Raw genomic sequence first — 15,555 nt, forward strand, 5'->3', positions numbered from 1 at the left:
CACCACACCAGTCCGGGTGGCGGAATGGCAGACGCGCTAGCTTGAGGTGCTAGTGCCCTTTATCGGGCGTGGGGGTTCAAGTCCCCCCTCGGACACCAGCAGAAACCCCAGTTCACCTGGGGTTTTTCTGTTTCTCCGGCTGTGGCGTGACCAACCACGTGACCAACAGCCGAGCGAATCCCCAGGTCAGACCAGGGATGACAGGCCGAGTCGGCCCGCTCCGGAGGCGGCCAGTCGGCGCGCTCCGTCCTTACGTGAGTGCCCGTACCGGGCCATGGTGTAGCCCGGCGAGTGCCGGACGTTGGCGAAGACCTCTACGGGGTTCTCCCCGGCCTCCAGGTCGTTCGTGACCTTGCTGTGCCGCCAGTCGTGGATGCGGAAGTCCTCGGGAGGTGGAGCCGGGTGCGCAGGGTGCGCCAGCGCGCCGCAACCTTCTCGGGGTCCTGCGGTCCGCCCGCCTCGCCCCGGTACAGCTTGAAGCCGTCGCGGGCGAAGACGAGATCACTGTCCGCCCACGCGGAGCCGAGCCGTTCTCGCTCCGCGTTCTGGCGTTCCCTCTGCCACTTCAGGACGTTCATCACGGACTGGTCCACGTAGATGACGGCGTTGTCGTCGCCGTCCTTGGTGAGCTTGCGCAGCCGATAGGTATTGCCCTCCTCGACCACGACCCAACCCAGTTCGATGGACCCCGCATCCCAGTTGATGAGGGACCACTTCATGCCGAGTGCCTCACTGCGGCGCACGCCGGTAGCGGCGTACAGGGTCCACAGCGGGGCGTCCCGCAGACAGTGGTGGGTCAGGCCCCCGTCACAGGCCCGGTTGCCACACCGTCCCCAGGAACCGGGTCGTCTGACCGTCGTCCAGCGTCGGATACCTCGACTCCTGCGCCCGGATCTGCCGGGCGGTGGGAGGGTGCGCCGTCGCGGCGGGGTTGACGGGTATCAGCTTGGGCACCGCCGCCCCCAACGCGCCGGACAGGATGTTGTGCACGTGGCGCACCGACTTGGCCCCGAGCGGCTTGCCCTTGTTGGTCGGGCACGGGGTCGTTTCCAGCAGCCGGTACAGGTCGTCAAGGGTGTCGTCGGTGACCTCGCACAGCTTCACGCCGCCGATGTGCGGCTTGATGTGCAGGCGGACCTTCGTCTCGTAACCGGCCATGGTCGTTCCCTCCTTCCTGTGGTTGCTCAGCCACTTGTCCAGCCAGTCACCGAGTTTCATGTCCGAGCGGGCGGCGACTTTGCCTGCCTCGTAGTCGGTGATCCAGACCCGGAGTGCTCTCTCCGCCGCCGTCTTGTTCTTGTATTCCCGGCCTATCCAGTGGCGCTCCCGCTTCCCTGTCGCCTCGCTACCACACGGGGCGCTTCGCCCTCGTGCCCGCCTTGAAGGCAGAACTCACCGTGAAGACCCCGGCCGACAGGCAGCCTGGCAAAGCGTGGACACAGGGCGCACCCGTGACACAGGCGCCCGGAGGGAAGCCGGGCGCAGCGATCCGGCTCGGCTACGCCCGGTGCTCCACGGTGGGTCAGGAACTCCAGTCCCAGTTGGACGCCCTTGCCGGTGCGCAGTGCACCCGCGTGTTCTCCGAGAAGATCAGTACCCGCGTGAAGGAGCGGCCGGAGTTGGAGAAGGCTCTCGCCCTCGCGCGGGAGATCCAGGCAGGCCGCACCCGGGCAAGCCGTCATCCTCACCGTGGTCGAGATGAAGCGACTCGCCCGCAACGCGGCAGAGCTGATGTCCCTGTCCGCCACCCTCCAAGCAGACGGCATCCAACTGAACTCCTCTCCGGCCCCCTCCCGGGTGTGTACGACCCGAACGGGGCGGGCGCCATCGTCTTCGCCGTACTCGCTGTCAGCGCGGAAGTCGAGCGAGAGGGCATCCGGGAGAAGACCTTGGAAGGTCTTGATGCTGCAGCCCGCAAGCGCAACCACGGGGGACGCCCCACCGTCGTGGACGACGACAAGCTAGCCGCAGCCCGCGCCCGGCACGCCAAGGGAGAGAGCGTCACCGTCATCGCCAAGGCCCTGGGGGATCTCCCGAGCCACCCTTACCGGCACATCGGTGAGAGCGCCTGAGACAGGCGCACAGGGGCGCAGTCAGGCGCTCACCTCGGAGTGCACAGGAACGGGCGGGCGCACTCCGGTGAGCGCCTCCGCTCGGGCAACCAGGCGGGGCGCAAGGTCCGGGTACCAGCCACGCGCTACGGCTTGCAGCATCTCGGCCAAGGCGGCGAGTTCGCCGATTCGGCCGGCGGGGGTGTCGAGTGTCGGCGCGAATTCCTTGCGGATGCGGGCGGCTACGTCAGGGACAAGCAGGCTGTTGGCGCAGAGGAGTCCCACGTCGTAGCCGAACGGCACGAGGCCCCATCGCTCCCAGTCCAGCAGGCACAGGGGCGCGGTGGTGAGGTTGCCCCAGTGCAGGTCACCGTGACCGGTCACCCGCTTTACCCTGGCAGGGGCCGGGATGCCAAGGAACTGAGGAAAGGCCCGTTCGATCCACCCGTCCCGGACGGTCGTCTTCGCACCTCCGCTTCAGCAAGCAGGGCAAGGGCTTGGCGAAGATCCACCCACCACTCGTCAGGCAACCCGGGGTCGTGGTCGATGTCGGCCCGGTCCGGGGACACCACCGGTTGCGTGAGGTAGTCCAGGACTTCCGCCTCGAAAGCCCACTCGCCGTCAGTCCAGTCGTGCACCCCGTACAGGCGGGGGCGGGGCACGCCGTCAGGCACCAGCTCCGAGGCCCCGACGATGCCTTCCCCCGCCTTCCTGCCCGCGTTCCTCTTCGCCGTCCGGCTGACCCGTAGCCACCGGTCCCCCACTCGGCGTCCGAGAGTGACACCGAGGAAGCCCCACGCCAGCGGCCCCGTGCAGGTAAGCCCCAGTGCCTTGGCCGCCCGGTCGTGGGCGGCCTCCATCAGGGCCTGCACCCCCTCATTCACCGGCGAGTTCATCCGTCACCCTCCTGAGTTCCTGGGCCGTCAGCGGCGCAGCCAGAGCCTTGGCCACATCGTCCCAGTGCTCGCAGGTGCTCGCGGAGGTGAGGACGACATCGAGGCCGGGGCACGAGCCAACGGCCAGCAGGGCAGTGGCTGCCGCCGACAGGCCGGGGCGGATGAGGTTCACCAGTTCGGGTGTCATGGCGTCGAGGAGTTCGCCCCCGTGCAGGGGAGCGGAGCCGAAGGTGATCAGCCCCGCGTCCTTCGCCTGCACCAGTGGTCCGCCGCCGTTCAGGGCCTGTGTGATCGGGGAATCCATGATCAGGCTGACGGGCATCTGCAAGCCCGTGAAGTGGTGCTCGGCGGACCCGGCCGCCTGCCGGGCGAGCGTGAGCAATTCGGGCACGCTGAGCGCTCCGGAGGTCAGGCCCGACCAGGTGGCAACGCCGTACCCGCCGATCCTGCCCGCGTGGGCGAACTCTTCCAGCGCCGTGAAGGCTTGCCGCACCCGCCCGTGCAGAGCGGCACGGTCAAGGCCGTGCCCGTGGTGCTCCGGGTTGTGCACGAACACCAGGTCCACGCGCCCGAGCGCGGCCAACGACCGCTCCGTCTGCCAGCGGACGAAGCCCCGCTCAAGGCTGTGCCTACCGACCGCCTCTTCCCGGGCGAGCATGCCCTCAGCCAGGGCAGCACGGCCCTGCTCCTCCGTGAAGAACCCCGTCTTCGTGGCTACCCGCACGGTCGGGTACTCTCCGAGAACCGGGCGCAGTTCCTCATGCGCCCGACCACGGGCGTAGTTGGGTGCCGTGTCCACCCAGGGACTCCCGGCCGCCAGGGCGGTGCGCGCCGCCCGACTGACGGCACGCACGCGGTATGTCCCCAGGCAGAGCGCGGCGGTCACAGCGCCGTCCCCACGACTGCGACGGCGTGGCCGTCGATGAGAACGGAGACCAGTTCGGCCACCTCCTTGACCTCAAGCCCGGCGGAGTCGGCGAGTTCGCCGAGCGTGGTCGGCTGGTTGGTCAGCAGCGTGCCCAGCGCGGGCGCGGCGGACTCGGCGAAGTCCCAAGCCGTACCGGCCGCAGAGAAGGTGACCGTGCCCTGTTCGCGGTTCGCCGTCAGGCGGCCCCTCGGAGTGGTGAGCTTGACCGCGATCTCCCCCCGTGCGGGGAGTTCGCCCACGTAGGGCAGCGACGGAATCGCGTGGCCCAGATCCGTCGTGTCGATCGACTCCGCCCACCGCTCCACGAGGCGGGGGTCCGCCATCATGTCGGCCACCTCACGGCGTACAGCGTCGATGAAGTCCGACTGTTCCGCCGACGAGCCGAAGCGCGGAATGTCCCGGCGGAGCGCGAGGGACGCCCTGAGCTGATCGACGACCCACAGCATCAGGTCAGCACCTGTGTGCGGGACCATCCCGAACGTGAGGTGAAGGGACTCTGTCCCCTGATCGGCGGTGACCGAGTGCCACCAGCCGCGCGGCAGGTAGAGCACGTCGCCCGCGGACAGAACGAGGTCCGCCATCGGGTCGCCCTCCGGCTCCTCCGGCGACTCCACGTCCCGGAAGGTGGGCGCTTCACGGGTCATCCCCCACAGGCGCCACCGCTTCGAGCCGTGCAGTTGGACCACGACCACATCGTGGTCGTCCCAGTGCCGGCCGAAGCCCTCCCGCTCGGTCCACGAGGCGTACACGTTGGCCTGCACGGAAGTTCCGAGGAAGCGTTCCAGTGCCTCCGCAGCCGCCCCCACGGCGGGGTGGATCTTCTCCACCGCGTCAAGGACCAGCGACGCCCCGTCCCTGAGCTGGGCGTGGAAGTCGGACGGCTGGATGCGGGACCAGGTGACCGCACGGCGGTTCGTGGTGGGGATCGCGTAGCGGTGGAGCGGGACCATCTCGCCGTCGACCGACAGGCGCAGCCGGGGCGGCTCCAGCCGCTGCGTGGCGATGATCCGATTCAGGTCATCCCAGGAGAACAAGCCCGCCGTGTCGGCGACCCCGGGGAAGTGCGCGTATGAGCGGTGGTACGTCTGGGCGAGGAACCTGTCCCCGCCCAGACGCCCCGCCCACGAGGCTGCATCAAGCAACGTGGGCGCTCCCGTCAGTCGTTGCCGTCGGAACGGCCACTGCTGACGTCAGACTCCTGCTCGGCACGGGTACGCGCGGCCACGATCTTCCGCTTCGCGACGAGCAGGCCACCCCCCTCGGGGGCCACCGAACCGGTGTTCTCTTCCACCATCGGACTACCTCTCTTCTCGGGAACTCCCGCCGGGAATCCGGCAGGAAGCAAAGGGGGACAACGACGAGTGCAGCAGTTACCGAAACGCCAGGGTTCCAGCGAGAACCAGGGCACAGCCGCCGAGGATCGTGGCCAGGTAGAGCGGCCCCGCGTACCGGCCAAAGCGGCGCAGCACCCAGTGGCCCAGGCGACGCATCACGTCGCCTTCGGCTCCACCGCCATGGGGCGGAGAGCACTGGCAGGCAACGAACTGCGACCCGTGCACCGAGGGCACCCGCACGGCGGGTACTTGGTCGGCGAACCCAGGATCACCGCATTGCGTGGCTCCACCTGCACCTCACGAACCGGGCCGTATGTCCGGCCGCCGTCGTACGACACCCGCATAGTCATGCGCCCCATCACGAGCGCACACCACCATCAGGGCCGAACGTCCGCCGGTACTCCAACCCCTGACCTACGCCGTAACGCACCCGCTCTTCGTTTCGCTCGGTCGCTGTCATGGGGGAAATCATTGGCCCAGAAAGCGGGGGCTGTGTAGTTGTTTCCCGTCATGGACTAAAGATCATGAACGGCAGGCGGTAGCCCACTCCGTCAACAAGGCTCGCGCTTCGGCCCCGAACAGCGCGTACCCCTCCAGTGTCGAGAACAGTTCCAAATGCATTTCGATGTCGCGCGGATCTCTCAGGATCACGACTCCGGTGGTGTTCTCCACCGTGGCCAGGGTGTTGTCGTAGACAGTGAAGGTGTCCATCGGAGCCATGGGCTTATGGCCCGCGATTGGAATGACACCGAGCTTCACATTCGGCAGGTGGCTCAGTGAGGCCAGCCGGTCAATCTGCATCGCCATCGCGGCCGGGGGCAGGAGTGGCCACCTCACGGCCTGTTCGGTGAGGATGAAGGTGAACCGCTTCTTCGTGTCGTAAAGAACCTCCTGCCGTTCCAGCTTCCTCGCGATCGTCTTAGTGACATCAGCCGGTGAATGGGCAAGGCTGGCCCGGATGTACTCAGGGGTGGACAGCAGTCCCGTAATCATCGAGAGCAGGAAGAAACGGAACTCGGTAGAGGATGATTCGAGCGCGGCAAGTTCGGTCTGCTTCTTCTCCAGCCCCCGTCGCCGTAGCGAGCGCAGGTCTTGCCACTCGGTATTGGCCAGCCTCGCGAGGGCAATGACCTCCTCGATGACCTCGGGCGGAGCAACGACAGCCCGGAGGATTCTTTCCAGGTCGAGCAGGCTCGATTGCGCTTTCCCGTTCTCGATCCGACTGATCTTCGATTGGGACATGTTGCAACGCCGAGCGAGTCGGTCCCCAGTGAGGCCGGCTCGCTTACGTAGTTCTTTTAGCAGGGCGGCCAATTCTTGCTTCGGCTGCCCCAACTGTTCAGGGTCGAACGTCACCCGCTCACGTACTCCAGGAATGGAACCGACTCGGCAACGGCAATCCGCTTCCACTGCCGATACGGCTCAGGATCACCCTCGTACAGTTCCCGATTTATCTGCGTCCCGTCCGCCCGGTAGTTCATCAGCACCACCTTGGACTCATCGAACATCCAGAAGTCCTGGCCTGGAAGCCCCAGGCTCTCTCGGTCGGTGAGGTCGAGAATGCGGATATCCTCGCCCGCCTTAACGTGGTGCCGGTAGTAATACTCGAACTCGAACCGGAGGTAGTCCGAGAGCGGGCGGGTTACGACATGCACCCTGCCTACGCTCTTCCCTTCCGAGGCCCATTGCCGAACCTCGTCCATCCAGGCCGACATGTAATCGTCCGGGGACTTCTCCCCGGCGAGGAAGCGCTTCAGCCTTTCCGCTTCCTGGGGCATGGTGTAAACGGGCAGCGTCTCCAGCCGCCACGCCTCACGCTCCATGGAATCGAAGCAGTCATTCCACGCGTCACCATCCAAGTGCACGGATTGCCTCCCTGAGAACCGCCTCCGGGATTTCCACGAGCCCTTCCCCGGCGGGCGGGGTGAAGGCGTCGGACACGTCGCCCTGCACGACGAACGATCCCGTGGCCGTGCGGTACACGTTCGGGCAGTCCTTCTCCCCGCACTCGCCGTTGCCGTTGCCCGTGAGCCGGGTGAGTGCCGAACGTTCGGCCATGCCAAACCCCCTTGCTCTGGCCCCGTTTGGGCCGCCTGGCCAACGACAGTAGAGGGGGTGGCGCTACGCGTCTATGCGTGAACGCGACTATGCGTGTCCTTGCATAAACAGGTCCCCGACCGCGCCAGCCCACCCCGTACGCGGTCACGTACGCGACCGTGCAGACTGGGCGTAGCCCCGTGGCGCCGTCCGGGAAGCCTGACCAGGGACGGACGCCCCGAGGAGGGCTGGTCACATGACCAACGCGTGACCAACAGGGGCCCGAGGGCCTGAACCAGCAGGAAAGAACAGGAGAAGCGCCCGCCGAAATGAAGCCTGTCAGCGGGCGTTTCCCCAGATCGGTTGTGGGCTGGTGCCCGAGTGGAGAGTTCAAGTCCCCCCTCGGACACCAGCAGAAACCCCAGTTCACCTGGGGTTTTTTGCTTTTCTGGGGTGCGGCGCAACAGCATGTGCTCGCGTGGTCGGCCCCTCTCAAGGCGTGGCCGTGCGGGTGGGGCGTCCGGCTCGACGGACCGGAACGGTCTCGGAGCGTCCGAGAAGAGGGCGATCGACGGGCGGGGTCGGCGTGATCACGCATGACCAACAGAGGCCCGAAAGCACAGGAAACAGCAGGAAGGAAGAGGAGGAGCGCCAGCCGAAATCCCGCTTGCTGGAGCGCGTTTTCGCAGGTCAGAGTCGTTGGGAGCTGGCGCCGAAGGAAGAGTTCAAGCCCCCTCGTACACCGGCAGGGACCCCACCGGCGTGTGGGGTTCTTCGTTCTTCAGGGCAGGCCCGTGACCACCCGCGCACCCGAGGGCTTCCGGTCCGGCCACCCAGGTCGGTCCGGCTCGCGCTCGGGGCGGCCGGCCTGTCCGCTCCGTCGGTTCGACGCGGGCCGTAGGCCGCACACGGTCGACGCGACGAGTCCGGCGGGCGGCGGCCGATGAGGCGGCGCCGGCCCGACGACCAGGGCGGACCGCTCCGAAGACGTTGTCACAGGGTGCGCCTAGAGTCTCTTCCACTCGTCACGGCGCGTTGCCGTGGACGGGTCTCATCAACGTGCCGTCGGTCCGGCGGCGTCGAGAACCACAGGGGAACAGCGCATGGGGTGGGTATCGGCGGGTGACTACGAGGTCGCCCTGGAGGCGGGCACGGTGGTCTGCCGCAACGGGAAGGGCCGGCGGTTGAAGTCCGTTCCGGCCAAGCTCAAGGACGATCCGGCGGTCGTCGGACTTCGGCAACTGACCGAGTGGTTGGAGCGGCACGAGCGCCGGTGCCTGACCGACGTCGAGCAGTGGATGGTGCGTTCGCTGCCCGTTCCCGCGGCTGTCTTGGCCCGGGTCTGGCCCGATCCGGCGTGGCAGGCGGCCCTGCGGGACGTGGTGGTCGTCGGCGCGGACGGCGGGGTCGCCGGGTTCCTGCGCGACGTCGACCCCGAGCGCGGCCTCGGCCTGGTCGACCTGGACGGCGACACGGTCCGCATCACCCCGGACGTCGTCCGCCTGCCCCACCCCGTCCTCCTCGACGACCTCGACGAACTGCGGGAGTTCGCGGTCGAACTGGAGGTGCGCCAGAACGTGGAGCAGCTGTTCCGCGAGGTGTGGCGCCGCCCGCCGGGCTTCGCCCCGGACACCACCTCCGTGGAGACCTACGCCGGCGGAGCGTTCAAGGAACTGCGCTTCCTGCACGGCCGCGTCACCCAGCTCGGCTACCGCTCGCGCGGCGGGTACGCGGTCTGCCCGGTCGTCGAGGACGGGACCACCGTCGAGGCGCGCATCTGGATCGGCGAGCACGACGGATACGACGCCCACGACACCGAGACCGGTCCCCTGGGCTGGACCGACCCCGCGGGGCGCACGCTGACGGCCGCCGAGGTCGGTCCCGTGGCGTGGTCCGAGGGCATGCGCATGGCGGCGGCGCTCTACGCCGGTCGCGACGTGGAGGACGAGGAGCGGGCGGCATGAGCACGACGACGAACACGCACACCCACACGGACACGGAGTCCGGCTCCGGCCCGGCCGACGCGAGCCGCGCGGCGGCCCTGCTGGACGCGGGCGCGGTGCTCCCCGCCGGCACCAGCGACCGGGACGACGCCGACGACCTGACCGCCCGCACCTACACCCACACCGCGCTCGGCGACCGCCCCGTGGTCCGACTGGTGCCCGGCACCCTCGGCGAGGCCGAGGACCTGGCGCTGGAGTTCCTCGGACTCGCCCGGTCCGCCGAGGCCCCCGTCGTGGGCCAGGTGCGCCGCGAGACGCTGGGCTTCCCCGCCTGGGCCCTGGTCAACGACCCGGCCAACGGGCACCACGCCCTGGCCCTGGTCAAGGACATCGAGCGGCTGGGCCGGCAGGCCAAGAGCCGCGCCGGCGCGGCCAAGGAGGGCTTCGACGCCCTCGGCACCCGGCTCGGTCGGGCCGTACCGCACTTCCTCCCCACCTACTACGAGCAGGTGGCGCGCCTCTTCCTGGAGGTCGAGAACACCTCCTACGCCGCGTCCTTCTTCGGCAAGGCCCGCGAGGCCGAGCGGGTGCACGGGCTGGTCGTGGACGAGGACCGGCAGCGGGCCGTCTTCCTGGAGTTCGCCTTCGCCGGGGCCCTGACCGTCAAGGCGCTGCGGCAGTACGTCCGGGACCTGGTGGCCCGGCTCGCGCCGGCGGACGCCTGGGCCCAGTTCCGCCGTCTGCTGGTCGAGCGCTGCGCCGCCGGCATGCCGCCGTACGCGGCGCTGCCCCAGGACGTGCGCGCGCTGGTCAAGGAAGCCGGGCTGGACCGCGAGAGGGCCGAACGCGAGCTGGTGGGCGATCTGATCGGCTCGCCGGGCGTGGTCCGCGCCCCCGCCTCGTTCTGGACGGCCTACGGTTCCGCGCTCGTCGCCCTCGCCCGGCAGGACGAGAGCGTGCGCACCCGGCTCCTCGGCTTCTTCCCGGAGAACTTCAGCCAGAGCGGCCAGGACCGGGACGGCGAACGCAGCTGGCTGGCCCTGCTGGCGGAGACCGGCGCCGAGGAGCTGTTGACCGCCCGTCCGGACGCCTCCGACACCGCCCGGGACCCCTCCGTCTCCGCGGCGGAGTGGCTCGGCCGTTGGGAGGCGCACCGCCGGCGCAACCGGGCCATCTGCGGCCGCAGCCCGGAGACCCTCGAACTCGTCGCGCGGATGGCCGACCGGCTGCGCGCCGAGGGGCGGCCGGTGGAACTGTTCCAGGGCCGTTGGCGGCGCACCGCGGACCTGGACCTCCTCGACCTCTGCCTGGCCTCGGACGTCCCGGTCGTCGACCCGGGCGAAACGGATGCGGACACTCCCTCGGAGGTCCCGCTCGGCACCTGGCTCACCGACACCGCGCCCGGCGCGCGCGACCTCGCCGCCGTCGCCGGACGGCCGGTCTTCCGCGCCCTGCTGAGCCGGACCATCGGCGGATTCGGCGGCGGGCGCGCCCAGCAGCTGGGCACCGCCGCGATGGCGGGGCTGGCGGCGCATCCGGTGCTCTCCGGGGTCCTCAGGGAGTGGCTGACCGCCCGGGCCGAGGAGTACGCGAAGGCCCGCGGGCTGCCCCGGCTGCTCACCACCTTCAACCGGATTTCGGCGTTCCGTGCGGTGATCGCGGACGTCGCCCCCGAGGCGGTACGGCTCCTCGCGGAACACGAGGTGGTGCCGCTGCTCGCCGCCACCCTGCGCACCGGCCTCCTCGACGAACTGGGCTGGTCCGCGCTCGACGAGACCTACGCCGAACTGGCCGCCGAGGTCGCCGCCACACGTCAGCGGTCAGGCAGGTCGGAGGGCGTCACCGTCACCGGCGCCTGGCCCGCGCTGATCCTGAGCACCCGCGAACGGGCCGTCGTGGTCGGCCCCGAGGGCGTCCTGCTGGAGCACACCCTGCGGCTGCCCGGCACGGTCGACCGGTGGCGTGCGGTCGCCTTCCGCTACGTCGACGGCGAGTTGCTCGTCATCTGGTGGGAGGACGGCAAGCAGCGCGGCTACTGGTCGCACCGTCCCGCCGAGGTGTTCGCCGTCGGCGGCGAGCAGATACCCCGCTGGGGCAACTCCGGTCCCTCCGACGAGGTCTGCCTGCCGCTTCCCGGCGGCGGCCGGGCCACCGGCGGCAAGGCCCTGCACGCCGGCGACACCTCGCTGCCGCCGCAGCGCGCCATCATCTCCGACGGCACCGGGCACTGGCGGGCGGGCCGTCAGGGCACCCGACGGGTCTGGCTGGAGTACGACCCGGCCAGCGGCACCCACGGCCGTTCCTCCCTGCCCGCCTTCCTCCGCTCCGCGGTGCAGGACGGCACCCGGCTGCTCACCGAGCACTGCCAGGTGCTGCCCCTCCAACCCGGTCTGGAGACCACGCCGTTCGGCACGGACGGCACGGTCCTCGGCCGCTGGGTCCGCCGCACGGTCACCGAACCGGGCGCACCCGCCCCCGCGGGCGGGCACCGGATCGTCGCGGGCACGCCCGACGGCCACACGGCCGCGCTGCCCGACGGCGGTTCCTCGGTGCCGCTCGGCGCCCTCGCCCTGCCCGGCGGCTCGCGGCCCGTCATGGCCCTCGGCCGGCGCTCCGTCGAAGCGCACCCGGCGGACACCGACGGCGCCGGCGGCAGCATGTGGTACGTGACCACCGACTCCTCCGGCCAGGGCGCTGCGGCGGGCACCCCCTACGTACCGCCGGTCGCCTACTGGCACGCCCTGCGCCCGAGGGACGAGCGCGGTTCGGCCGCGCTGCGGCAGCTGACGGACTCCCGGGCGGAGGAGCTCGTCGAGGTGGTGGCCGCCACCCTCGCCCGGCACCTGGAGGCGTTCCGGGCGGTCGAGGAGTACACCGGGCCCACCTCGCGGGAGCTGACCGAGGAGGCCGTCGCCAAGGTGCTCCCCGAGGTGTCGGACGCCCGGCTGCGCAGCGGCGTCACCGCGCTGGTGTGCGACGCGGTGCAGCAGGCCGCCACGCTCGCCCGGTACCTGGCACCGCCGGAGCCGGCACGGCCGGTCACCCCCCGGACCACCGCGCGCACCCAGGGCATGTTCTTCGACCGCGCACCCCAGCACGCCGACGACCTGACCCTCTCGCAGGCCACCGCCTGGGGCTCGGACCGCCCGTACCGCGGCTGGTGGGGCTCCGGGCCGCAGTGGACGCTGGTCCGGCAACTCCTCGCCGTCAACCACGTCCTCGGCGGTGATCCGGCGTACGGCCCGCCCGTGCCGGCCAAGGAGCCGTTCACCCCGGTGGACGGCTGGCAGCGGGACGAGCACACCGTCCCCGCCCAGTGCCCGGACTGGACGCGGCTGCTCGACGTGCTGCCCGAACTCGCCTACCGGGCCGCCTCGGCGGCCACCTCCCCGGAGCACCGGGCCGGGCTCCTGGTCCTGCTGGACGCCCTCGCCGAAGGACCGCTGGCCGATCCGGCGGGTACCGTCCGCCGGGTGCGGCTCACCGAGGCGTCCGCCGCCGTCACGCCCGCCGGGAACCGCCGGAAGGCCCCGTCCCGTCTCGGCCAGGTGTTCCGCAACGGGGACCGCACCGTCGTGGTCATCGCCGAAGGCGGCTGGAACTCCGGGCAGGAGACCTTGCGCTGGCTGGCCCTGGACCACGACCCCAGCGGCGCCTTCGGACCCGTTGCCGGCTTCGCCCTGGAGGACGAGCACGTCCACCGGCAGGGCATCGCCCGGGACCGGCTGACCCGGCTCACGGCCCTGGTCCGGGAGCGGGGGCCCGCGCCCTGGCGCCCGGAGGCGGCCAAGGCGTTCCACACGGCCACCGGCATCGGCCCGCTCCAGTCCACCGCCCTGCTGTCGGCCGCCGTTCCCGACTCCGGTGCCGGGACGCTGGCGACGCTCGACGTGAAGGCGCGCGCCTTCGGGGGCGCCCAGGCGCAACTGGACGCCCTGCCCCGAGCCGACCACCAGGCGGTGCAGCGGGCCCTGCTGCCGGCGGACCCGGCCGAGCTGTGGTCCGCGGGTCCGCAGGTCGACGCTGCCGTCGAGGTCTGGCGGGAGCGCCTGGGCTCGCTGGTCCGCGTCCCCGAGGAACTGGACCTCGACCTGTCCGGCACCACTGCGGGCGCCGTCGACCTGGTCCTCAACGCGGACTCCCGGACCTGGCTGGGCCGGGGCACCCGGATGGAGGGCGGCGCCGGAGGACCGGGGCTGCGAAGGGTGAGCACGTACGGCTCGCTCTCCTCCGCGCTGACCGCGCTGCGGACCCTCGCCTACGTGCTGCCGTACCGGCACCCCCTGCGGGCGGGCCTGGTCACCGGCCTCGCGGCCGTGCGCCGCACCCTCGCCGACCCGGACCTGGTGCTGGACCTCCAACTGGACTGGACCGAGGAGGGCGGCCCGGTCGGTCCCGTGATCCGCGCGGCCCACCAGCTGCCGGAGACCGGGGGCGCCGGGGCCGACGGGCTGGTCCGGGCCGGCGCCGCGCTGCTCCTCGCGTCCGACGAGGGGGGCCGGGAGAAGCTGCTGATCCGCCCGGCCGGCCTGGAGGGCCCCGAGGACCCGGCCTTCGGCCTGGTCGAGGGCACCGTCCAGCGGTACCGGCTGGACGAGGTCCGCGCCCTGCGCGCGTTGCTGGCGAAGGACGCCGACGCCATGGTCTCGGCGGGTGCCCCCGACGGCACCCCGCACCACCCGGCCCAGGACCCGACCCGTACGGTCCCGGACCTGGTGGCCGAGGCCGCCGGGACGCTCGGCCTGAGCGCCGACGCCACCGTCCTGTACCTGATGCTGCTCGCCCTGCCCGACCCGACGGACCGCAACTGCGTCCGCTGGACCGGGTGGGGGCCGGCACGGGTCAAGCGGGCCCGGGCGGAACTCGCCGCCACCGACCTCGTGGTGGAGGCCAAGCGCTCCCGCGCCGGCCGCTCCCTGTTCCTGCCCTGCGGCTGGCTGGAACGCGGGGCCCCCGGCCTGCCGCTGGAGACCTGGAAGGAAGGGCTGTACCCGGTGGCGGGGTCCGTCCGGGTCCTGCCCCAGCTCCCGGTGCCCGAGCTGTTCGCCGCGGCGTGGACCCGGGTCCGCAGCGGCGACGCCCCCGCCTTCGAAGAACTGGACACCCGCGCACCCCGGAAGGGCCGCCGCCGATGACGAGCGACACGCACACCACCGACACCCCCGCCACGGACGGGGTCCCGGACCCGACGGAGCCCCCCCTCGCCCCCGGCGGCGGGGAGAACCGCCAGGTCGTCCCGCCCGAGGACCGGCACGCCACCGAACTGGCCTTCCTCGCCGCCTACGACCCGGGGCCGCGCCCGCCCGGTTGGCTGCTCACCCCGCGCGCCGTCGTCACCTTCGTGATGGGCAGCGCGGGCGAGGCGCTGGGCCTGCCGAAGGGCGCGCGGCCCGGCGCCGGGGTGCCGCGCCGTCTGGTGATCGAGCAGAAGTTCGTCGGCGAACGCGCCCTGGTCGAGCGGTGCGTGGTCACCCTCGCCGGGGAGCGCGGGCTGCTGCTGGTGGGCGAGCCCGGCACCGCCAAGTCCCTGCTCTCCGAGCTGCTGTCGGCGGCCGTCTGCGGGACCAGCGCGCTCACCGTGCAGGGCACCGCGGGCACCACCGAGGACCAGCTCAAGTACGGCTGGAACTACGCGCTGCTGCTCGCCCAGGGCCCCACCCCCCAGGCACTGGTGCCCTCCCCGGTGCTCACCGCCATGACCCGGGGCGCCGTCGCCCGCGTCGAGGAGGTCACCCGCTGTCTGCCCGAGGTGCAGGACGCGCTGGTGTCGCTGCTCTCCGAGCGGCGGATCGCGGTGCCCGAACTCGCGGGCGGCGAGGGTTCCGCACTGCACGCGGCCCCCGGGTTCACCCTCATCGCCACCGCCAACCTGCGCGACCGGGGCGTCTCGGAGATGTCCGCCGCGCTGAAGCGGCGCTTCAACTTCGAGACCGTGGGCCCGATCGGGGACCTGGACGCCGAGACCGCGCTCGTCCGGCGCCAGTCGCGGGCCGCCGTCGAACGCGCCGGCACCGCCTACCAGGTGGACGACACGGTCCTGGAGGCCCTCGTCACCGCCTTCCGGGACCTGCGCGAGGGTCGCTCCGCGGAGGGCTGGGAGGTCGAGCGCCCCTCCACGGTGATGAGCACCGCGGAGGCCGTCTCCGTCGCCGGTTCGCTCGGCCTGGCCGCCTCCTACTTCCCCGGCGACCGGGACGTGCTCTCGCTGCTCCCCGGCCATCTGCTGGGAGTCGTGCGCAAGGACGACCCCGCCGACGCCGCACGGCTGCTGGGCTACTGGGACGGTCCGGTGCGCAGGCGCGCCGAGCAGGGTTCGGCCACCTGGCGCGCCCTGTGGGAGCTGCGCGCGGTGCTGGAGAGCTGACG

At 71.3% G+C, this 15,555-nt stretch carries 14 protein-coding genes and 1 tRNA gene; 5 read left to right on the forward strand and 10 right to left on the reverse strand.

Annotated elements, in window-relative coordinates; genetic code table 11:
• Positions 1-10 precede the first annotated feature (10 nt).
• A tRNA-Leu gene (locus ACSMX9_RS25815) sits at positions 11-98 on the forward strand.
• Between the two features lie 216 nt (positions 99-314).
• Here the strand turns inward: ACSMX9_RS25815 and ACSMX9_RS25820 are convergent.
• Together ACSMX9_RS25820 and ACSMX9_RS25825 are read right to left on the reverse strand one after the other, a co-directional pair.
• On the reverse strand, positions 315-719 hold the full coding sequence (locus ACSMX9_RS25820) for a hypothetical protein (RefSeq protein WP_445397425.1): 405 nt from the start codon (positions 717-719) through the stop codon (positions 315-317).
• 88 nt (positions 720-807) lie between these two features.
• Positions 808-1,218, reverse strand: coding sequence for a hypothetical protein (locus ACSMX9_RS25825; RefSeq protein ID WP_445397427.1), 411 nt, complete (start codon positions 1,216-1,218; stop codon positions 808-810).
• A gap of 161 nt (positions 1,219-1,379) precedes the next feature.
• On the opposite strand from ACSMX9_RS25825, the gene ACSMX9_RS25830 reads away from it, so the two are divergent.
• Positions 1,380-2,072, forward strand: a complete 693-nt coding sequence (locus ACSMX9_RS25830) for a recombinase family protein (RefSeq protein WP_445397429.1) — start codon at positions 1,380-1,382, stop codon at positions 2,070-2,072.
• Between the two features lie 21 nt (positions 2,073-2,093).
• On the opposite strand, the gene ACSMX9_RS25835 is transcribed toward ACSMX9_RS25830, so the two are convergent.
• The 8 genes from ACSMX9_RS25835 to ACSMX9_RS25870 form a co-directional block, all read right to left on the reverse strand.
• Positions 2,094-2,435: a hypothetical protein gene (locus tag ACSMX9_RS25835; protein ID WP_445397431.1), complete on the reverse strand. Its 342-nt coding sequence runs from the start codon at positions 2,433-2,435 to the stop codon at positions 2,094-2,096.
• A 5-nt stretch (positions 2,436-2,440) separates the two neighbouring features.
• Positions 2,441-2,947: a hypothetical protein gene (locus tag ACSMX9_RS25840; protein ID WP_445397433.1), complete on the reverse strand. Its 507-nt coding sequence runs from the start codon at positions 2,945-2,947 to the stop codon at positions 2,441-2,443.
• The gene (locus ACSMX9_RS25845; RefSeq protein ID WP_445397435.1) at positions 2,928-3,833 is read right to left on the reverse strand and encodes an aldo/keto reductase; all 906 of its coding nucleotides are present in this window, start codon (positions 3,831-3,833) and stop codon (positions 2,928-2,930) included. The genes ACSMX9_RS25840 and ACSMX9_RS25845 overlap by 20 nt, the downstream gene beginning before the upstream one ends.
• The gene (locus ACSMX9_RS25850) at positions 3,830-5,017 is read right to left on the reverse strand and encodes a cupin domain-containing protein (protein WP_445397437.1); all 1,188 of its coding nucleotides are present in this window, start codon (positions 5,015-5,017) and stop codon (positions 3,830-3,832) included. The genes ACSMX9_RS25845 and ACSMX9_RS25850 overlap by 4 nt, the downstream gene beginning before the upstream one ends.
• A 14-nt stretch (positions 5,018-5,031) precedes the next feature.
• Positions 5,032-5,169 (reverse strand): hypothetical protein, encoded by a 138-nt coding sequence (locus ACSMX9_RS25855; RefSeq protein ID WP_169435287.1) that lies wholly within the window; start codon positions 5,167-5,169, stop codon positions 5,032-5,034.
• A gap of 562 nt (positions 5,170-5,731) precedes the next feature.
• A complete protein-coding gene (locus ACSMX9_RS25860) occupies positions 5,732-6,565 on the reverse strand; it encodes a helix-turn-helix domain-containing protein (RefSeq protein ID WP_445397439.1) in 834 nt (277 codons plus the stop codon).
• Positions 6,562-7,074 (reverse strand): DUF6879 family protein, encoded by a 513-nt coding sequence (locus tag ACSMX9_RS25865; RefSeq protein WP_445397441.1) that lies wholly within the window; start codon positions 7,072-7,074, stop codon positions 6,562-6,564. The genes ACSMX9_RS25860 and ACSMX9_RS25865 overlap by 4 nt, the downstream gene beginning before the upstream one ends.
• Entirely contained in the window at positions 7,058-7,267 is a 210-nt protein-coding gene (locus ACSMX9_RS25870; RefSeq protein WP_265293932.1) for a hypothetical protein, read from the reverse strand. The genes ACSMX9_RS25865 and ACSMX9_RS25870 overlap by 17 nt, the downstream gene beginning before the upstream one ends.
• Positions 7,268-8,349: 1,082 nt before the next feature.
• On the opposite strand from ACSMX9_RS25870, the gene ACSMX9_RS25875 reads away from it, so the two are divergent.
• Genes ACSMX9_RS25875 through ACSMX9_RS25885 form a run of 3 tightly spaced genes read left to right on the forward strand, consistent with a single transcriptional unit; the run spans position 8,350 to position 15,553 of the window.
• On the forward strand, positions 8,350-9,210 hold the full coding sequence (locus tag ACSMX9_RS25875; RefSeq protein WP_445397443.1) for a DUF4132 domain-containing protein: 861 nt from the start codon (positions 8,350-8,352) through the stop codon (positions 9,208-9,210).
• Complete coding sequence (locus ACSMX9_RS25880; protein WP_445397445.1) at positions 9,207-14,324, forward strand: hypothetical protein; 5,118 nt, start codon at positions 9,207-9,209, stop codon at positions 14,322-14,324. The genes ACSMX9_RS25875 and ACSMX9_RS25880 overlap by 4 nt, the downstream gene beginning before the upstream one ends.
• Positions 14,321-15,553 carry an ATP-binding protein gene (locus tag ACSMX9_RS25885; RefSeq protein WP_445397447.1) on the forward strand — a complete coding sequence of 411 codons (1,233 nt, stop codon included), beginning with the start codon at positions 14,321-14,323 and terminating at the stop codon, positions 15,551-15,553. Before ACSMX9_RS25880 ends, ACSMX9_RS25885 begins: the two co-directional genes overlap by 4 nt.
• The last annotated feature ends 2 nt before the right edge of the window (positions 15,554-15,555 follow it).

It is taken from the genome of Streptomyces sp. LE64, assembly GCF_052606915.1.